At 42.5% G+C, this 17,381-nt stretch carries 15 protein-coding genes and 1 pseudogene; 14 read left to right on the top strand and 2 right to left on the bottom strand.

From position 1 onward, the window contains the following. Positions 1 to 42: 42 nt before the first annotated feature. From groL to C0Q44_RS16075, 7 genes and pseudogenes are all read left to right on the top strand, one after another. Positions 43 to 1,677, top strand: a complete 1,635-nt coding sequence (gene groL / locus C0Q44_RS16105) for a chaperonin GroEL (RefSeq protein WP_105408276.1) — start codon at positions 43 to 45, stop codon at positions 1,675 to 1,677. A 738-nt stretch (positions 1,678 to 2,415) separates the two neighbouring features. After that, entirely contained in the window at positions 2,416 to 3,531 is a 1,116-nt protein-coding gene (locus tag C0Q44_RS16100; protein ID WP_105408275.1) for a hypothetical protein, read from the top strand. 8 nt (positions 3,532 to 3,539) lie between these two features. Continuing rightward, on the top strand, positions 3,540 to 4,109 hold the full coding sequence (locus tag C0Q44_RS16095) for a hypothetical protein (protein WP_105408274.1): 570 nt from the start codon (positions 3,540 to 3,542) through the stop codon (positions 4,107 to 4,109). A gap of 14 nt (positions 4,110 to 4,123) precedes the next feature. After that, complete coding sequence (locus C0Q44_RS16090) at positions 4,124 to 4,312, top strand: hypothetical protein (RefSeq protein WP_105408273.1); 189 nt, start codon at positions 4,124 to 4,126, stop codon at positions 4,310 to 4,312. Positions 4,313 to 5,471: 1,159 nt separating this feature from the next. After that, positions 5,472 to 5,708, top strand: a complete 237-nt coding sequence (locus C0Q44_RS16085) for a hypothetical protein (RefSeq protein ID WP_105408272.1) — start codon at positions 5,472 to 5,474, stop codon at positions 5,706 to 5,708. Positions 5,709 to 5,926: 218 nt separating this feature from the next. Next, positions 5,927 to 6,979 (top strand): annotated as a pseudogene (locus tag C0Q44_RS16080) (flavin-containing monooxygenase). Between the two features lie 88 nt (positions 6,980 to 7,067). Continuing rightward, entirely contained in the window at positions 7,068 to 7,415 is a 348-nt protein-coding gene (locus C0Q44_RS16075; RefSeq protein WP_105408271.1) for a hypothetical protein, read from the top strand. A gap of 118 nt (positions 7,416 to 7,533) precedes the next feature. Here the strand turns inward: C0Q44_RS16075 and C0Q44_RS16070 are convergent, their stop codons facing one another. Beyond that, a complete protein-coding gene (locus tag C0Q44_RS16070; protein ID WP_105408270.1) occupies positions 7,534 to 8,082 on the bottom strand; it encodes a hypothetical protein in 549 nt (182 codons plus the stop codon). A 478-nt stretch (positions 8,083 to 8,560) separates the two neighbouring features. Beyond that, entirely contained in the window at positions 8,561 to 11,680 is a 3,120-nt protein-coding gene (lacZ, locus tag C0Q44_RS16065; protein WP_105408269.1) for a beta-galactosidase, LacZ type, read from the bottom strand. 93 nt (positions 11,681 to 11,773) lie between these two features. Between lacZ and C0Q44_RS16060 the strand changes: the two genes are divergently transcribed. The 7 genes from C0Q44_RS16060 (at position 11,774) to rhaD (ending at position 17,239) form a co-directional block, all read left to right on the top strand. Continuing rightward, a complete protein-coding gene (locus tag C0Q44_RS16060; RefSeq protein ID WP_258166360.1) occupies positions 11,774 to 12,643 on the top strand; it encodes an AraC family transcriptional regulator in 870 nt (289 codons plus the stop codon). Between the two features lie 240 nt (positions 12,644 to 12,883). Next, positions 12,884 to 13,498, top strand: a complete 615-nt coding sequence (locus C0Q44_RS16055; protein WP_308737427.1) for a DUF6597 domain-containing transcriptional factor — start codon at positions 12,884 to 12,886, stop codon at positions 13,496 to 13,498. Next, the gene (locus C0Q44_RS31520) at positions 13,495 to 13,818 is read left to right on the top strand and encodes a helix-turn-helix domain-containing protein (RefSeq protein ID WP_308737426.1); all 324 of its coding nucleotides are present in this window, start codon (positions 13,495 to 13,497) and stop codon (positions 13,816 to 13,818) included. Before C0Q44_RS16055 ends, C0Q44_RS31520 begins: the two co-directional genes overlap by 4 nt. A gap of 27 nt (positions 13,819 to 13,845) precedes the next feature. Then, complete coding sequence (locus C0Q44_RS16050; RefSeq protein WP_105408268.1) at positions 13,846 to 14,334, top strand: DinB family protein; 489 nt, start codon at positions 13,846 to 13,848, stop codon at positions 14,332 to 14,334. A gap of 188 nt (positions 14,335 to 14,522) precedes the next feature. Beyond that, the gene (locus tag C0Q44_RS16045; protein ID WP_105408267.1) at positions 14,523 to 14,804 is read left to right on the top strand and encodes a hypothetical protein; all 282 of its coding nucleotides are present in this window, start codon (positions 14,523 to 14,525) and stop codon (positions 14,802 to 14,804) included. Positions 14,805 to 15,466: 662 nt separating this feature from the next. Next, complete coding sequence (locus C0Q44_RS16035; protein ID WP_105408266.1) at positions 15,467 to 15,991, top strand: GNAT family N-acetyltransferase; 525 nt, start codon at positions 15,467 to 15,469, stop codon at positions 15,989 to 15,991. Between the two features lie 402 nt (positions 15,992 to 16,393). Further along, entirely contained in the window at positions 16,394 to 17,239 is an 846-nt protein-coding gene (gene rhaD / locus C0Q44_RS16030) for a rhamnulose-1-phosphate aldolase (RefSeq protein ID WP_105408265.1), read from the top strand. The last annotated feature ends 142 nt before the right edge of the window (positions 17,240 to 17,381 follow it).

Below are 17,381 nucleotides of genomic sequence, written 5' to 3'. Positions count from 1 at the left end.
GCAGTACCATTTTACAACAAAAACTAGGGAGGTTTTCTTAACATGGCTAAAGACATTAAATTCAGTGAAGACGCTCGTCGCTCCATGCTTCGTGGTGTGGATGCATTGGCAAATGCAGTAAAAGTAACACTCGGACCTAAAGGCCGTAACGTGGTTCTGGAGAAAAAATTCGGAAGCCCGCTTATCACCAATGATGGTGTAACGATTGCTAAAGAAATTGAACTGGAAGATGCATTCGAGAATATGGGTGCACAACTGGTTAAAGAAGTAGCAACCAAAACGAACGATGTTGCCGGTGACGGTACAACAACAGCAACGGTATTGGCTCAAGCGCTGATCACAGAAGGTTTGAAAAACGTAACTGCAGGCGCTAGTCCAATCGGTATCCGTAAAGGGATCGACAAAGCGGTTAAAGCTGCGGTTGCTGAATTACAAGCCATCTCTAAACCGATCGATTCCAAACAATCCATTGCACAAGTAGCAGCAATCTCTGCTGCTGACGAAGAAGTAGGCGAACTGATCGCTGAAGCTATGGAAAAAGTGGGTAAAGACGGCGTAATCACAGTAGAAGAATCCAAAGGATTCGCTACAGAGCTTGAAGTGGTTGAAGGTATGCAATTCGACCGTGGATATATCTCTCCTTACATGATCACAGATACGGACAAAATGGAAGCTGTTTTGGACAACCCGTACATCTTGATCACAGACAAAAAAATCTCCAGCACGCAAGACATCTTGCCATTGCTTGAGAAAATCGTTCAACAAGGCAAACCGCTGGTATTGATCGCTGAAGATATCGAAGGCGAAGCACTGGCTATGCTGGTTGTGAACAAATTGCGTGGTACATTCAATGCTGTAGCTGTTAAAGCTCCAGGATTCGGTGACCGTCGTAAAGCAATGCTGCAAGATATCGCTGCCCTTACTGGTGGTCAATTGATCACGGAAGAACTGGGTCTGGACCTGAAATCCGCTGTTGTGGAACAACTGGGTACAGCTCGTCAAATCCGTGTAACCAAAGAAAACACAATCATCGTTGACGGTGCTGGTAACAAATCCGATATCGATGCACGTGTTAGCCAAATCCGTACACAACTGGAAGAAACAACTTCCGAGTTCGACAAAGAGAAACTGCAAGAGCGTCTGGCTAAATTGTCCGGCGGCGTAGCAGTAATCAAAGTCGGTGCGGCTACGGAAACAGAATTGAAAGAACGCAAACTTCGCATCGAAGATGCCCTGAACGCAACTCGCGCTGCAGTTGAAGAAGGTATCGTATCCGGTGGTGGTACAGCGCTCATGAACGTATATAGCGCAGTTGCAGCTGTTGCCCTTTCCGGTGACGAGCAAACAGGCGTAAACATCGTCCTGCGTGCTCTGGAAGCGCCAATCCGTACAATCGCGGCTAACGCTGGCGAAGAAGGTTCCGTAATCGTGGAACGTCTGAAAAAAGAACAAACGGGCGTAGGCTTCAACGCTGCGACTGGCGAGTGGGTTAACATGATCGAAGCAGGTATCGTTGACCCTGCGAAAGTAACACGTTATGCATTGCAAAACGCTGCTTCCGTAGCAGCAATGTTCCTGACTACTGAAGCCGTTATCGCTGACAAACCAGAACCTGCAGGTTCTGGAGGCGGAATGCCTGACATGGGCGGTATGGGTGGAATGGGCGGCATGATGTAATAAAGGTGTAAAAACCTTTATAGCATCTTGTGCCTGGCAGAATGAATTCTCGTTACGTTGTGACGAGAATTTGTGAAGCAGTCACTGTTAAAAATTATAAATAATACAAAGACCACTTCTTAATATCTATTAAGGAGTGGTTTTTGTGTTGTTGAATATTTTTATTTCAGGATTTTTGGATGATCGTAGGTATAAAAACACAACGAAAGTAAAAGTAAACATCCGTAATTATTTGACTATGCTAGTTAGTTGATTAATGCAATGAGAACCTGATTGTGAATGTGGAGGATATTACGACACGCAAGCAGAGGCATAGTTATAACCCAGAGAGCTTCATTCTTCTATCCAAAATAACTATTAGGATTGCGTCAGGGACCTTGCCAAATTTCTAGTAGTACAGGACAACAAGGTAGATATGTAAGTAAATCCTGTGATTTGCTAGCATATAAATAACCTATACGCTAAGGCTAAGTTAAGGTACTCTAATCACCTCAAAGCTTGGATGTTCGTTATTGTTCAAGAACCAAAGGAGCTAATCGTCAAAATGACGACTCACTCTAAAATGAAAGCCCCTGCCTTAAAGGTTAAACAGAGAGAGAAAAGGTATCGTGTCCCCATTTTCATTTTCGACACATGACCATTTCAGAGACATAGTTTAGTTTCCAGCTATTATTATACGTGGGGATGTTGTAAAATAAATAGAGATATTTTTCCATGAGCAAAATAGGGGGAAGTAATATGAGAATTAACTCGGCTAACGTAGTAAAAGAAATAGAAGAAAGTCCAGAGGAATCACAGCAAGAGTTAACACTTCTACATGCGCTATCAAAGCACAGTGTGAGTGGATTAAAGGATTTAAAAAAAGAGTTTGACCCAACACCAATTGACCCTAAAGCAAAAAAACCTGATTTAATAAATGAGTTATTACCTTCAATACCTAAAGAAAGTATAAATGCAATAATTGATAAAGCTTTCAACCCTAAAATCCGTTACACTGCTTATATAGCATCTTTTGAAGCTGATTTACCAGATGGAGAAGAAATAGCTAAAAAAACTGAAGGTTTCAATAGCGATCATCAATACCAAAATGAGGATTTGCTTACAAATGGACATGTGGAACGTTCTACACTAGAATATGTCCACACTATAAAGGGTGAATCAATTTTTGTATTCTCTAGTTATCGAAAAGAATTGAAATTCGATCCTGAGGCGAGAGAATCTACACCAAGTACTTCTGTTAAGAAAATAAGAATTTCAGTAGATAACTCTACAAAACTTATCACTATGTATACTGGGAATAAGGACATATTGGGTGATGTTTTACGTGCGATGTATTATATTTTTGGGAAAAGCGTAAAAACGGTATCTATCAATTTGGCGGGAATTGTTCCTGTGGACACCCAAGAGTTTTCTTATCAGACGGTAAAAGTGCTAGATTATATATATCACGGGTTAACAGAATTAGGAAAATTGGGAGTTATAAATTCTATTGAATTAGATACTCCACTTAAAAGCAAAAAACCTCAGTTAGTAAAAGTGAAAGGTGACGATTTGTTAACTGATGAAGTAATATGTAAATATCTATTTATTCATAAAAGAGACTTAGTTGGAATTAGAACGGATTTTACTATTATTTTAAATGGGTTTGAGTATCTGATTTCTGTAGAGCTTGGACTCAAGGATGATAAGATTAAGGTAAGTATTAAGAAGGATCACTATTCGCTTGATCAATTAGATATATTTTTCAAGCTTATCGAGGAAAATGTTAGCATTCATATGGCGAATCGAGGGCTTATTAATGCACAAGATCTCCATTTAATTCTAAGTCGATTATCTAATCTAGCCCTGAAGTAGGTGGCCAAATGAACCGCGCGATATTTGTCTTAATCGGAAGTATTTCTGTTTTGACTTTTCTAAATAAGCTCATATATGATTACGTAGCTAGTGGATACTCGTTTTTTTTAATATTTATCTTAAATATAAGTATGATATTAATGTATAATGCTTTTTTCCATAAAAAACAAGTCGTTGATGAAACTAATGTTGAATATGATTATAATGCGAAGAGCATATCAATACTCATTAAACTGTTAACTTACTGTATGCCAATTATTTTGCTAATTGGATTGTATTTAGTTAATCTTAATGGAGTGCTAGATCTAGATTCTGCAAATAACTGGGTATCCTTTATTCTTGCCATTGTTGCGTTTGCTTTATCATTGATATCGATTTATCAAAGTGAATCAACATTTAAAAAGATGATGGAACACTTAACGGATATTAAAGCGAGTTCTATGGAAATGAATGAAGCTATTCAGGCGAACTCAAATAAACCAGTTGTGAGCCCTGTTGTTGCAGCAAGCACTGCAATTGATAGTGGTTTCAAGGGATTCACTTTAGATCCTAACGCTCCCAATGACATTGAGAAATAATGAGGGGGATTTTAATGTCCATTAAATATGGTAATTTCGACACATTGTCAGAACAAGTGAATGACATTGTAAATCTTAACGCCTTATTGATTTTATTATCAAAAAAGAATTTAATAACCAACAAAGAATTCTTAGATGCTAAGGATCAAGCCACAGAAGATTTCAAAAAACAGTTTCCGGAGTTATTTAATTCTAACGGCTAATTGGGAAGATCTCTCCAATTCTCCATAGAGATCTTGTAATACAGTGAAATATCATTGGCAGCATAATGTAATAAATGAGTGAAAACCTTTAACGTCATGTGTGTAGCAGAGTGAATTTTAATTACGATGTGACGAGGATTTGAGAAGCAATCACATTGGTACAAATTTCAGGATCTTTCAGATGATAGTAAGTATTGAAATACGACTGAAGTGAATGAATTGATGTTCTCTGAGGCGTTAACAGATACAAATTTGAAGTACAGGTTCACAGATCACGACATTGGCTGAGTTTGGTATAGCACGTGTATCAAGTGGATATAGAGAAGGGTCTGCCTCGTTGGGATACATGCTTGTATTAAAATTTAGTCCTTTCTTAGTTAAAGAGCACTAACAAGAGTGTTTTAAACATACCGATGTTTAATTTTTAGAAGAGTATTATCACCGTTCTGATTTTCAAAAAATAACGGAGAGGATATGCTTCTTTATAACGCGAAATCAATTTATTAATTAACAAACCATTTCTAACTGCATGTAACCTGTTAAATAGACAGTTACCAGGTACTCCTCGAATCGTAAGTTTACCAGAACTCTCTTTTGTATCTTTTCTGTTAACCATGTATTTCAAAGAGATAATATATGAGAATATCCTCGTATTGTAGAATTATGATCCAATCAAATTCTTAAAGTACATAAATTTCTTCCTCATTGTTTAGTTTTAATAGTTCAATATTCAATGCTCATCTTTTTGAACATATATGTAGGAATTTGTACTCATGAAAGAGGATTAGAAATATCAAAGGAGAGATACCGCTCGTATAGTTGTTGTATGCCGATTTCAAATGTTGTTTCTTCTCTCAGATAATTAGGTTAAGAAGAACCTTTAATGGTGAATTTAAAAAAGCCCTTTAGTTCTAGAGATGGTATATTTATTTCTCGAATATCACAAGATTGATTTAAATGCTTACGTATACGGTTTGACTTCTGTTCTATTTGATTTGTAAGTGCTTGTAAGAAATTTATTATTAGCTCTACAGTTTGAAAAAGTAGTATCCCCCTTTTTTAGAGCATCTATAAAATTAGTTGTGAGATTTTAACCTTGCATTTTTCTTTTCGTATGTACAGTGATACATAGAAGGTTTATTGTGAGGAGGAAACGATTTTGAGAAAGGGTACGAAGTGGACATTGTTAATTCTGGGCTTGATGCTCTCTGCAATTTTTATCAACTTCTTTATGAATTTATATAGCTTTGCTTATGCACTGATTACCGTGCTTATACTTGCCTTTATGGGCTGGGGATTCTTAGCAAAGTTAAAGAATGACGTTCGTCAGCATGAAGACTTCCATAGAAGAGAGCATCAATCTGCAATCGATGATATCGATAGATACACCAGATAATAATAAACGAACCTTTCAAACTCGAGCATATAGCTATCAATGATACATTACAAGCAACTTGCACTGAAATGAGTAAAGGCTCCCGTGAGGGAGTCTTTTTAATGTTGATTTCTTAAAAAAAATAGTGATGTTTTCTTCTATTGCTAAATAGACAGTAGTTAAGTAAGATTAACATATGAACAATTGCTCATATATTAATACATAAAACGATATTGGGGATGATACATATGTACGATGTATTGGTTATCGGAGCTGGGCAAGCAGGCTTGGCAGCAGGTTACTATCTTCAACAGTCGGGGTTAACCTTTTTAATCGTTGACGCTGCCTAATCTGTCGGGGAATCTTGGCGTAAACGGTACGATTCCTTGCGTCTTTTCACCCCGCGCATGTACGATGGATTACCCAGAATGCCTCTTCGTGGAAATGAAAATGGCCTGCCAAACAAAGATGAAATTGCAGATTATTTTGAAAGTTACGCCACACAAATGCATCTTCCTATAAAGTTAAACTGTTTAATCACTCGTCTCTCGAAGCAAGATGAGGTGTACTATACTGAAACCAATGATGGAATAATTGTTTCACGCAATATTATCGTTGCGACGGGGCCTTTCCAGACCAAGAATGTTCCACCTTTTGCAAAGTCGTTATCCGAGAATATAGTTCAACTTCACTCATCAGAATATAAAAATATCTCTCAATTGCTTCCTGGAACAACAGTAGTCGTAGGCGGAGGGAATTCAGGTGCCCAAATCGCCGTAGAGTTAGCATCAGATGATAGACAAACCGTATACATATCCATAGCTCGAAATATAACCTTTAGGCCTTTGCATATCATGAAACGAAGTATATTCTGGTATTTTGAAAAGCTCGGAGTATTACGTGCAAGTGCAGATCGTATGGTTGGAAAATGGTTTCGAAATCAGCCGGAGTACGTCTATGGCTATGAGTTAAAAGAATTGATAACCCAGGGAAAAGTTAACATGCGTCCACGTGCTGTAAATGCAATAGATGACCGCATCCAGTATGAGGATGGTAGTGAGACACGAATAGACAATATTATCTGGGCGACGGGGTTTAAACAAAATGATGGTTGGATCGATATCCATACTGCTTTTGATTCCAAAGGTGGAATTATACACGAGAGAGGCGTATCACCGGTTGCTGGGCTGTACTATGTAGGGCTACCTTGGCAAACATCACGAGGTTCTGCATTGTTGGGATGGGTCAAGTACGATGCTCAGAAGATCGTTAGTCATGTGATTCAAAGGTAAGATACATCATGCTAAGAGCAGATGGTTGGGATGATTAGCAAATATCATAACTCATATTTTTGGGTATATTCCTAAAAGGAGGGATTTTATGAAATTATTTAAACTACCACTGATTCTCTGTACGATATTACTTTTATCTATTTTGTCAGCTTGTGGTGCGGATGATAGGCTACACGGAAAGAGCGATAACTGGGATGTATCTCTTCAGAGATCGACAGGGGCCTATAGTATCACCTATATAGGTGATGAAACGCACATAAAGGATTTTGTGTTTGACCTTACCGGTAATAATATAGACCAACAGGGCAAAGCACTTGAAGAGCAAGAGGTGCCATTCAAGATGTCGGGAACCATTACGGAGGCGGAGAAAACGAAAGACCCGATTACCTTTAAAATGAGCTGGAACAATCAGAGCGAGATTGTAACTTTTGAGTAACTCTCGCATGGTGGAGGTGTTCATCATTGGATTGGTGACAACTCCTGAATTATCCAAACCGTACATTTCACACGTTGGGCCGTTCCTTTATGGAGCGGCCTTTTTACACAATTGCGCCTCACTTCGCAACAGTTATTTCAAAAATCGAATGATCCTGATCCTGATCCTGATCCTGATCCTGAATGCTGAAGCGATATTCTAATCCATTTCGAATCGTCGCCCTATCAAAATCACGCTGATTCACATCGCGATCCAATAGACCGATATCTTGGATGACATCTTGTGCATCGTTATACGTGTACTCACTATTGGTTGTGAGAATGAGTGTGGCGATAGCGGTCAAAAAAGTACCACCCGCTGGTTTGCTCGCATCACCAGTTGCGTATAACCTGACTTCCTGTACGTTCTTATCTTCATTCAACACACCAACCACACGTAATTCATCACTGAATACATACTCAAAAGTACCATTACTCTGCTCTGACTCTGAAGATTCTTTCACATTCAAGCGGGTGATACTCAAACCATTTAATCGGTATTTGCCTACGGCGTCATTAAACCTGTTTTTGAATTCATCGGTGGTCATGTGGAAGCCCGAGGAATTCGTCTGGGATGAAGGGGTCTGATCTATTCCAGGCTGAGTAGAGTTCGAAGATAAAGTCAGCATGCCATACAACCCTATTGAAGCAATTACGAAGCATGACGCCGATAGAATAATATGTCTTAACTTTATCCTCTGACGTTCTCGCATGGAGAGGATTATGAGAAGAAGAACTCCCGAGAAAGAGATAAAGCCAAGAATACAGAGTGCGGTAAACAAATATTGCAAAGTCTCACCTCGTAATAAATATCATTTTAAATAGTCATTAACCTGCGATCTTCGAAAATGTGTCCAAGGTTTAGATTTAGATATGGGTAGGGACATTTCTAAAGATCAGTATCCTCATTATCATTTAAATGATGTACCGTTCTGAAATAGGTTCAGGTGAGAATCATTACCCTGGAAAAAAAGCTTTTCCTTCATACATCATGGTTCTTGCACCTCATTCATTATAATGTTCCGTTGAAAAACTTCAAACTTCCACTATTCACTGCCCCAACAAAAAAAGCACTGCCGGCATACTGCCAGCAGTGCTTGCTTGATGTTATACAGGTCTTACCGTAAAGGTGAAATGATATGCGCGGTTGGCTGGCAAAGTGTATTCAGCGTGGGTACGTGCGCTCCAGCTGTCATCCCCGCCGACACCCATTTGTTTGTAATTGATACGCGCCACAGTTTGCGTGCTCTGAGGTAATTTGTATACATGGTCGTTTGCTTCCAGTTCATCAGGTGTCCATGGCAACGCATTGATTTCAAATGGTATGTTGGCTTCGACGTGCAGGCCAATTCGACCATCCGCTGACGTAATTTCAGCGAAGCGTACATCGGTTTTGTTCCCGCATTCCTGCGGCTTCAGGTAAGGGACGAATTGATCGCGAACTGCCCCGGTGTAATAGCCAAGTCGTGCACTGGTCAGACGATCCGCATAGTTGTCATGCGGCCCTCTGCCGTACCAGGAGATGGTATCCAGTTGCTCAGTCAATTGGAGCAGCATACCGAATTCCGGTAGTTCAGGCAGACCCGCACCTGGAACGAAAGTTTGACTGATTTCGAGCACAGCATCCGATTCAATTCGGTACGTAATGGACAGTGTACTTCCCGGGTGCGAATCCCACGTATAATCGGTTGTTACGATACAGCCCAGATCGTCAGTATGGTGTTCGAAACGAATCAGCTTGCTTGTAGCATGTGCATCACGCCAGAAGGCAGCACGCTCATTCAAGCCGTTCCCCAGATCGTTGTCCGTCATGGCGCGCCAGTAATTTGGCCGAACTGGAGCCAATAATTGTTCCTGGTTGTTGAGCTGGTAAGACGTGAGCAAGCCAGTTGTCTGGTTAAAGGTCATGCAGACTTTGTCCGTAGATACGTTCAATTCATCCTGCACGTTCTGTACTTTCACAGCATTTCCTTGCCCCTGATGTACTGGCTTGATTGGACGTAACCGTGGAGATACCACGAACTGATCCCAGGCAATTTCATGACCGATTCCTGCCCACTTGGTTGCAACTTTCGTAACCAGAGATACAGTCAACACCGCTTCCTGGAACAGATCGGATGATGGTGTGTATGGGATACGAACTTCAACCGATTCACCAGGAGGTACCACGATATCCAACGTACCGTTCTCTACGGATACACCATCGTGTGTTACTGTCCATACGAGTAAATATTCGCTCAGATCCGTGAACAGGAACTGGTTTCGGATGCGCAGCAGGCCATCTTTGACATCAACGGCTTCCATACGCACGTTCTGATAACATTTTTTCACTTCTTCCAGCTTGGGAGTAACCGTTTTATCCGCTAGAATGAGTCCGTTCCCGCAGAAATTGCCATCATGAGGGGATTCACCGAAATCTCCGCCATAGGCCATATATTCTACGCCGTCCGCTGTTGTGGTACGAATCGATTGATCGACCCAGTCCCAGATGAATGCTCCCTGTAATACATCATATTTATCGAATAAATCCCAATACAGATGCAGGCCACCACAGGAGTTACCCATGGCATGGCTGTATTCGCAGATGATATAAGGCTTCTTGGGCCCTTTCATGCGAGCATACTCTTCCACATCTTGTGGACTGATATACATCGTTGATTCAATGTCGCTTGCCGAATCGGAAGGGCGATAATGGAAAGTCCCTTCATAGTGAACGAGTCGTGTCGGATCGACCTGTTTCAGATAATCGTACATGGCGATGAAGTTATCGCCGCCGAAGGACTCATTACCCAGAGACCAGATAATAATAGACGCATGGTTTTTGTCCCGCTGGAACATGGAGTTACAGCGATCTATGACGTTGTTGCGCCATTCCGGCTTACTCGCGGGAATGTTGTTCTCATTCATTTCCTTTTGCCCATAGTACCAAGTGCCGTGAGTCTCCAGATTCGTCTCGTCGATGACATAGAGGCCATATTCATCACATAGTTCGTACCAGAGTGACTGATTCGGATAATGGGATGTGCGCACGGAATTAATGTTATAGGACTTCATCAGCTCAATATCACGGATCATATCTTCCCGCCCAATGGCTCTCCCGGTATCCGGGGAAAATTCATGCCGATTCACGCCTTTAAATACAATGCGTTTACCATTGATTTGCATCAGGCCGTCCTTCAGTTCAAACTTACGGAATCCGATCCGGTTGCGAACAGCCTCAAGTGTTTCACCCGATTCATTCTGAATGGACAGCACAAGCGTATACAGATGAGGGAACTCTGCGCTCCATAGAAGCGGTTGGATAACCTCTGCTGACAGCTTAAACGAAAGTTCATCCTCCCCTTTGAAAGTAACCGCAGCAGTGAGTGGCTGCTTCAATACAGTCTGCTGCTGTGCATCATAGAGCTGCGCCTGAACGGACCATCCGGCAGTGGTCTGCGCGGCATTATGATTAAACAATTTCACATCCAGCTGTAGCTCCGCATCCTGATACGCGTCATCCAGATCGGTCCGAACAAAGAAATCGGCAATCTGAACCGGTGAAGGTGAATGGAGGTATACCCCGCGGAAGATGCCGCTTAACCGCCAGAAATCCTGATTCTCCAGCCAGCTCGCATCACACCAGCGATAGACCTCCACAGCCAGCTTGTTCTCACCTTCGGTTAGATATGGAGTGATATCAAATTCTGCGGGTGTGAACGTGTCCTCGCTATAACCGACCAGTTCCCCGTTCACCCATACATAAAAGGCGGATTCGACGCCCTCAAAGTGCAGCAGGACAGGCCGGTCTTTCCAGTCCACAGGAACCGTAAACGTGCGGATGTACGAACCCACAGGATTATAGGTTGTTGGTGCAAATGGAGGTTTCAATTCAGGCTCACGCTCCACCCACGGATACGTCATATTCGTATAGTGGGGATAATCGTAACCTTGTAGCTGCCAGTTGGAAGGAACAGCGATCTCGTCCCAGTCACTGGCATCATAGTTATTTTCGTAAAAGGAGGAAATCCGTTGCTCCGGTGTCTCCGCAAAGGCAAACTTCCACGGACCATTCAGTGATTCGTACCATGGAGATGCGCTGGATTCATTGGATAATGCTTCTGTTACGGATGGAAACGCTACCATAGAGGCATGTGCGGGTAAGCGGCCTACTTGAAAAGTTTCGGGATTGTTATTCCATTCCGGGTAACCATTGGCCGGTGGGGTATGGTTCAGTTTGTTTCGCATAACAGCAACTCCTTCTGTAATGTTATAATATTGACATTATAGAATTGAATGGAGACTTAGAGAATAAAGAATATTGCCCATATGTATAACAATATGAAACTAACGACGGAGAAAGTGGTGTACTCGATGGATACCCGGATTTTTTTTGGTAAAACAGAAGAAGCTGCTCGCCTGCCGATCTATATGACCACGGTGGGTTACTGGGAACACCAATATGAAACTGAGCGTCCAGAGGGATTCCCGGATTATCAGATTCATCAGATTATTCATGGTCAGGGGAGACTGATTATACATGACGAAGAAGAGTATATCGTCGGACCGGGAGATGTTTTCTTTCTATATCCTGATGTCCCGCATCGGTATATGCCCATCAGTGACCGCTGGGAGCTGGCGTGGGTCTCGTTTCAGGGAAGAGAGGCCAGCCAGTTATTATCTTATGCGGGAATTACCAGTTCACGCGTATGCAGACTCAGGACAGCCACGCTGCTGCGTGGATTAGAGCAACTTCTGGTGAGGGGGGAGAATGGTGGTGATACGGATTACGCAGATTACGATGTTGAATGCTCCAAACGATTATATGCTCTGCTGCTGGATCTGAAGCCACTGCTCATCGCATCTGACAATTATAATGATGAACTGGAGCGTTTGAAGCCTGTGCTGCGTTATATCGCAGAGCATTTGGATCAGTCGCTGTCCCTGAAGGAACTCGCCGATGTGGCTGTGGTATCTCCCCAGTATTTGTGCAGGCTGTTTCAGAAGGCGCTCCATACCAGACCTGTATTTTACGTGAACCAGGAACGGATCAATCGGAGCAAACAACTCATGTTCAGTGAGCGGGAACTGCGAATCTATGAAGTAGCCGATCGGGTCGGTTACGAGAATGCTAGTTATTTCTGTGCGATGTTCAAAAGGCATACAGGCATGAGCCCGGAGCGTTTTCGCAAACTGCACGGGCTGAATTGAAAGTCTGAAATGCTGTTATTCATTTTGAGTTTTGATCTGTTATTCATCCCAATTTCAGTTTCTATTAAGGTTGTGAAGGTAAGATAAGTCTTGTAACCCCCTTCTCGTGTTAAATAGATGTGTGATTGGCCCTATCGGATTGTCCTCCGGTAGGGCACTTTTTTTCTTCATTTCTTCGCTTGATGGTATGATAGATGAATACATACATGTAACCAACTCTAGTGATCGGAGGCACGAATGGTGGATCACAGCCTGCACCCGTTGTTTAAGCCTATTCAGATGAATGGAACGTACCCTAACAGTTATTATGTTGAGAAAAGTCCTGCGACCAGCTTGATGGCCTATGTCGCCTGTTATTGGGAATCAGGATCTCTTCCGTACACACAGGAGGATGTTGCGAAGGAAGAAGGTCGAAATCTATCGGCGATGACTGTACCTGCCCGGGTATTGCCGGATGGTTGCACGGATATGCTGATTACATACGACCCGGTCTGTTCCGTGCATTCTTATGCCTACTGTGGCAATTATACACAACCTTTCGCTGTACCTGAGCCATCCGATGATGATCCTCCTGCTGGAGATTACACCTTTGGTGTGCGGTTCTTCCCAGGTGGAGCGCATGTCTTCCATGGCATGCCTCTGGAATGGTTTACGGATAAACGAATTCCCCTTGAGGAATGTTGGCCGAAGAAGTTGAACGCGCTTCAGGAACGGATGGCCGAAACGAATCGTTTTGCAGAGCGGGTAGAGGTCATGAACGCGTACTTGAGTCCATTGTCCGTGCAGGCAAGCACATATGAGAACGATCTGATGAAAAACGTACTGCACCGCATCTTCAAGGATGGGGACGGATGAGTGTCCAGGAGCTGGCCATGCGTGAGGTAGTCAGTGAGCGGCAGTTGCATCGCAAGTTCTCGGAGTGGGTCGGAATCAGTCCGAAACGATTCAGTGAGGTGGTTCGTTTTCATCGTGTGCTGAGTGATATTCATCAAGGGAACACGGCAGACTGGGCAATGCTAGCCCAGAATCATGGTTTCTTTGACCAAGCCCATCTGATTCGGCAATTTCGCAAGTTTTATGGAGAGACTCCGTTGACGGCCGCCAGGGAGCATGGCAGGATGTTGTCCGATTTGTACAATAGATCTGTAGAACCTTCGGTTATACTGAAGTCGTGAGAATAAAAGATAAGGGAGACATCATATATGAATGGAACATTGCAGATTCGGGATCATTTGTTAAATGAATTGGAAACAGGCGTACGGACGGGGGCTTCGTTAATTCGCTTGATCCGTTCAGAGGATTGGTCTTATCGCCCGCAGGAGAATATGCGTTCACTAGTGGAGCTTGTACATCATTATATCCAGATCACGGCATCCGATCTTGCCATTATGCAGGAAAAAGGTGAAGCTGAGGTTGGACTGGTGGAGAATAGCTTGTCCGGGATTCAAGATATCGAGAAGCTGGAAGCAACGTTGTGGAGTAATTTCGAATCCTACAAAGCATATATCACGGGATTGAGCGAAGATGACTTTTTGAATCGTTCGACGAAAGCTTTCTATATGGAACATGGACATCTGCAGGTTCAATGGCAGATTGAAACGGTAACGCATGTGTTCCATCACCGTTCCCAATTGTATAACTATCTCAAGCAGCAGGGACATGAGTTAAACTTCTTCATGCTGTATGCCTAGATAACCTTGTTCTATGGAATAGGCTTAATTGGCTCCACCGGATGGTCCGGTGGGGCTTTTTTTGCGTACAGTTGTCTATCAATCTAGGTTTCTATCAAAAATGGACGTTATAACACGGTCATTTCACCGTGGCTTTACTAGTTTTCAAACATAGAATACCGTATCAAAGCAAAAAGGAGGTGAATTCAATGGCCATCCTTTTACCATTACAGTATTACAATCTTCCAGCTGGCGTAGGTAAGTCCTACTACGAAAACCTGTCTGGAGGCACGAATGCCAGTGCTACAGTGAACAACTTTGGACCATTTCCGGTATCTCTGGTGATAACACGTGTTAATGCCCCAGTAGTCACTTACGTCGTTCCTGTAAACAGCAGTCTTACGATCTCTGCAGGTGGAGTTCTGGTTTTTGCATTGCTAGCAAACCTTGGAGGCGCAGCTTCCGGAACAATTCAATTCGCCGTATCTTAATTCGCATTGCTGTAAAGGGCTGATTGACCTCTGCCGGACATGTTGTCGGCAGGGGTTTTTCTTTTTTTTTGTGGATATACATATATGCGAAACTATAGATTACTATAACGAACAAAGCGAGCCTCCATCTAGTATTTATACAATCGATATTATAGAGTAATAAATAAGGGAGAAAAATTATTCCAAATATGTATTATAGTATATCGGATTATAAAATATAATAATTTGAATTTATGTTAACGAGAGGTGTGGAAAAATGAAAAATAGAAACATAACAGGTATTGTAGTGGCCGTAATTTATTGTGTTGTTCTTTATGTTTTTTTAACGGATGCCCCCCTGGTGAAGCTCCAAATAATCCGTTATGGATTTATGTATTGATTCCAATTGGAGTGATTGTAATTACGTCTCTTTTTGATTATATGATCAAGTTCGATTTCTTCAGGAAAAAGAAGAAATAAAAGTAAAGAATGAATGAATGGAGGATCCAAAATATCTAAAACATTTTTTGCAGGAGTTCTTCTCTCTACTTGTGACGAAAATAAAAACACCGCTTCATTGCAAATAATGTGTTTTATACAGGTTTGTTTACTTTGGCAGTCATTCGATTAATTTAAGGTATAGGCGGCACGCAGATTGGTGTTGGCATACAGGAGGTTAGTGGATGATGAACAGAGACATTTTATTTGAAACCGAACGATTGGAATGTGCGACGTGGAACGAAGGGGATCGTGCGCTGGCGTTTGCGTTGTGGGGAGATCATGAGGTTGCCAAGTGGATGAGCAGCAAGGGATTTCTGAGCGAGGATGAAGTAGAGGCACGATTAACACAGGAAATTCAAAGGCAGAAGGAAGCAGGAGTGCAATATTGGCCCTTTTTTGAGAAAGAGTCGGAGGTGTTTGTCGGTTGCTGTGGCCTGCGTCCGTATTCTCCAGAAGAGGATATCTATGAACTCGGATTTCATCTAACCCGGGATCACTGGGGTAAAGGGTACGCCCAAGAAGCAGCGCGGGCGGTGATTGGTTATGCCTTTGACGAAATGAACGTGAAGGCACTCTTTGCCGGGCATCATCTGGACAATGAAGTGTCCCGTCACATCTTGATCAAGCTTGGATTCGAGCACACAGGTGACGAACGGTACGAACCGACAGGGGTAATGCATCCGTCCTATATGCTGCGTAACCGATAGATGCTCCGTAGATGAAGGTCAGGTCGTAGTTTGTCTTAGAGGGCATATGGAGGGTAATAAGTGTTAATCAGATGAATTGAAGCACCTACGCCTACTTTAAAGAACTCGACTTCATGCTTTTTTTATTTCGCTTTCAGCTTCTATTAAGGTAGCAGAGGTATGATAAGTCTTGTAAACCCCTTCTCGTGTTAAATAGATGTGTGACTGACCCTGCCGGGCGCCGGTGGGGTATTTTTTTGTTTTGATTTTCAAATAAACAAAACTAAACAAAAATAAATAAAAGATTATTTCTGTGTTTATTATTGACTAGCAAAGATAAACAAAGGTATAATGAATGTGAAAAAAGGAACTTACTATGTACGTGACAAGTTATATTATTTTCATTATAAGGAGAGATTGATCATGAACGTGACCCTTACGAACGACACAACGCAGGCCGCAGGTTTTCATATTCCATTTGTCCGTGAGATGGCCGAAATTACACAGCATATGTGGAAAAATGGCTGGGATGAGCGCAATGGCGGTAATGTCAGCTATCTGCTGGAGGAAGAGGAAGTTGCTCAATATATCGATATTAATCATGTGATTCGCAAGATCAAACCGGCATTTTCGGTGCAAGAGCTGGCAGGCAAGTATTTTATCGTGACCGCCTCGGGCAAATATTTCAAAAATGTACTCGCTGATCCCGAGAACAATCTGGGGTTGCTGCGTGTATCGCAAGATGGACAGGAGCTGGAAGTGCTCTGGGGATTGAAGTCGGGCGCGAATCCAACAAGTGAATTGCCTACACACTTCATGAGCCATATCGAACGTCTGAAAGTGGACCCAAATCACCGCGTTGTCATGCACAACCATGCGACTCATGTGCTGGCGATGACATTCATCCACGAACTGGATGAGGCGAAATTCACAAAAACGCTGTGGCAGATGTGCACGGAGTGTGTGGTTGTATTCCCGGATGGGATTGGCATTATCCCGTGGATGATACCTGGATCGAATGAGATTGGACGCGAAACGGCGGAGAAAATGAAGGAATACCACGCGGTCATCTGGCCGCAGCATGGGATATTCGGAACGGGCACAACGATAGACGAGGCTTTTGGGTTGATTGAGACGATTGAAAAGGCGGCTCAGGTATATATGTTGGTTGCCGGTCATGAGATCCGTCAGAGAATCACGGAAGAACAGCTAACCACGTTGGCACAAGCATTCGGAGTTACCCCTCGTCCGGGCATTTTGGGCAGTTAAATATAAGCTGAAGAAGGAAGCTATACAGGTCTGGACAAGGTAGATGCAGGGAAATTACATTGCTGTATAGTCAACGCATACATCAAGGAAGTGGTCTTTGGTTCAATGAACCGAGGGCCATTTTCTGTTTTTTGGCTAACAA

Source organism: Paenibacillus sp. PCH8 (assembly GCF_002968835.1).
Lineage (GTDB): Bacteria > Bacillota > Bacilli > Paenibacillales > Paenibacillaceae > Paenibacillus.
This window is presented reverse-complemented; position numbering and strand designations above follow the sequence as displayed.

Bases quoted from the DNA above. Each gene is read 5' to 3' on its own strand.
- C0Q44_RS31520 (WP_308737426.1), top strand. From the start codon at position 13,495: ATGAGTGTCCAGGAGCTGGCCATGCGTGAGGTAGTCAGTGAGCGGCAG.
- rhaD (WP_105408265.1), top strand. From the start codon at position 16,394: ATGAACGTGACCCTTACGAACGACACAACGCAGGCCGCAGGTTTTCAT.
- C0Q44_RS16075 (WP_105408271.1), top strand. From the start codon at position 7,068: ATGAAATTATTTAAACTACCACTGATTCTCTGTACGATATTACTTTTA.
- C0Q44_RS16100 (WP_105408275.1), top strand. From the start codon at position 2,416: ATGAGAATTAACTCGGCTAACGTAGTAAAAGAAATAGAAGAAAGTCCA.
- C0Q44_RS16090 (WP_105408273.1), top strand. From the start codon at position 4,124: ATGTCCATTAAATATGGTAATTTCGACACATTGTCAGAACAAGTGAAT.
- C0Q44_RS16045 (WP_105408267.1), top strand. From the start codon at position 14,523: ATGGCCATCCTTTTACCATTACAGTATTACAATCTTCCAGCTGGCGTA.
- C0Q44_RS16060 (WP_258166360.1), top strand. From the start codon at position 11,774: ATGAAACTAACGACGGAGAAAGTGGTGTACTCGATGGATACCCGGATT.
- groL (WP_105408276.1), top strand. From the start codon at position 43: ATGGCTAAAGACATTAAATTCAGTGAAGACGCTCGTCGCTCCATGCTT.
- C0Q44_RS16095 (WP_105408274.1), top strand. From the start codon at position 3,540: ATGAACCGCGCGATATTTGTCTTAATCGGAAGTATTTCTGTTTTGACT.
- C0Q44_RS16050 (WP_105408268.1), top strand. From the start codon at position 13,846: ATGAATGGAACATTGCAGATTCGGGATCATTTGTTAAATGAATTGGAA.
- C0Q44_RS16035 (WP_105408266.1), top strand. From the start codon at position 15,467: ATGATGAACAGAGACATTTTATTTGAAACCGAACGATTGGAATGTGCG.
- C0Q44_RS16070 (WP_105408270.1), bottom strand. From the start codon at position 8,082: ATGCTGACTTTATCTTCGAACTCTACTCAGCCTGGAATAGATCAGACC.
- lacZ (WP_105408269.1), bottom strand. From the start codon at position 11,680: ATGCGAAACAAACTGAACCATACCCCACCGGCCAATGGTTACCCGGAA.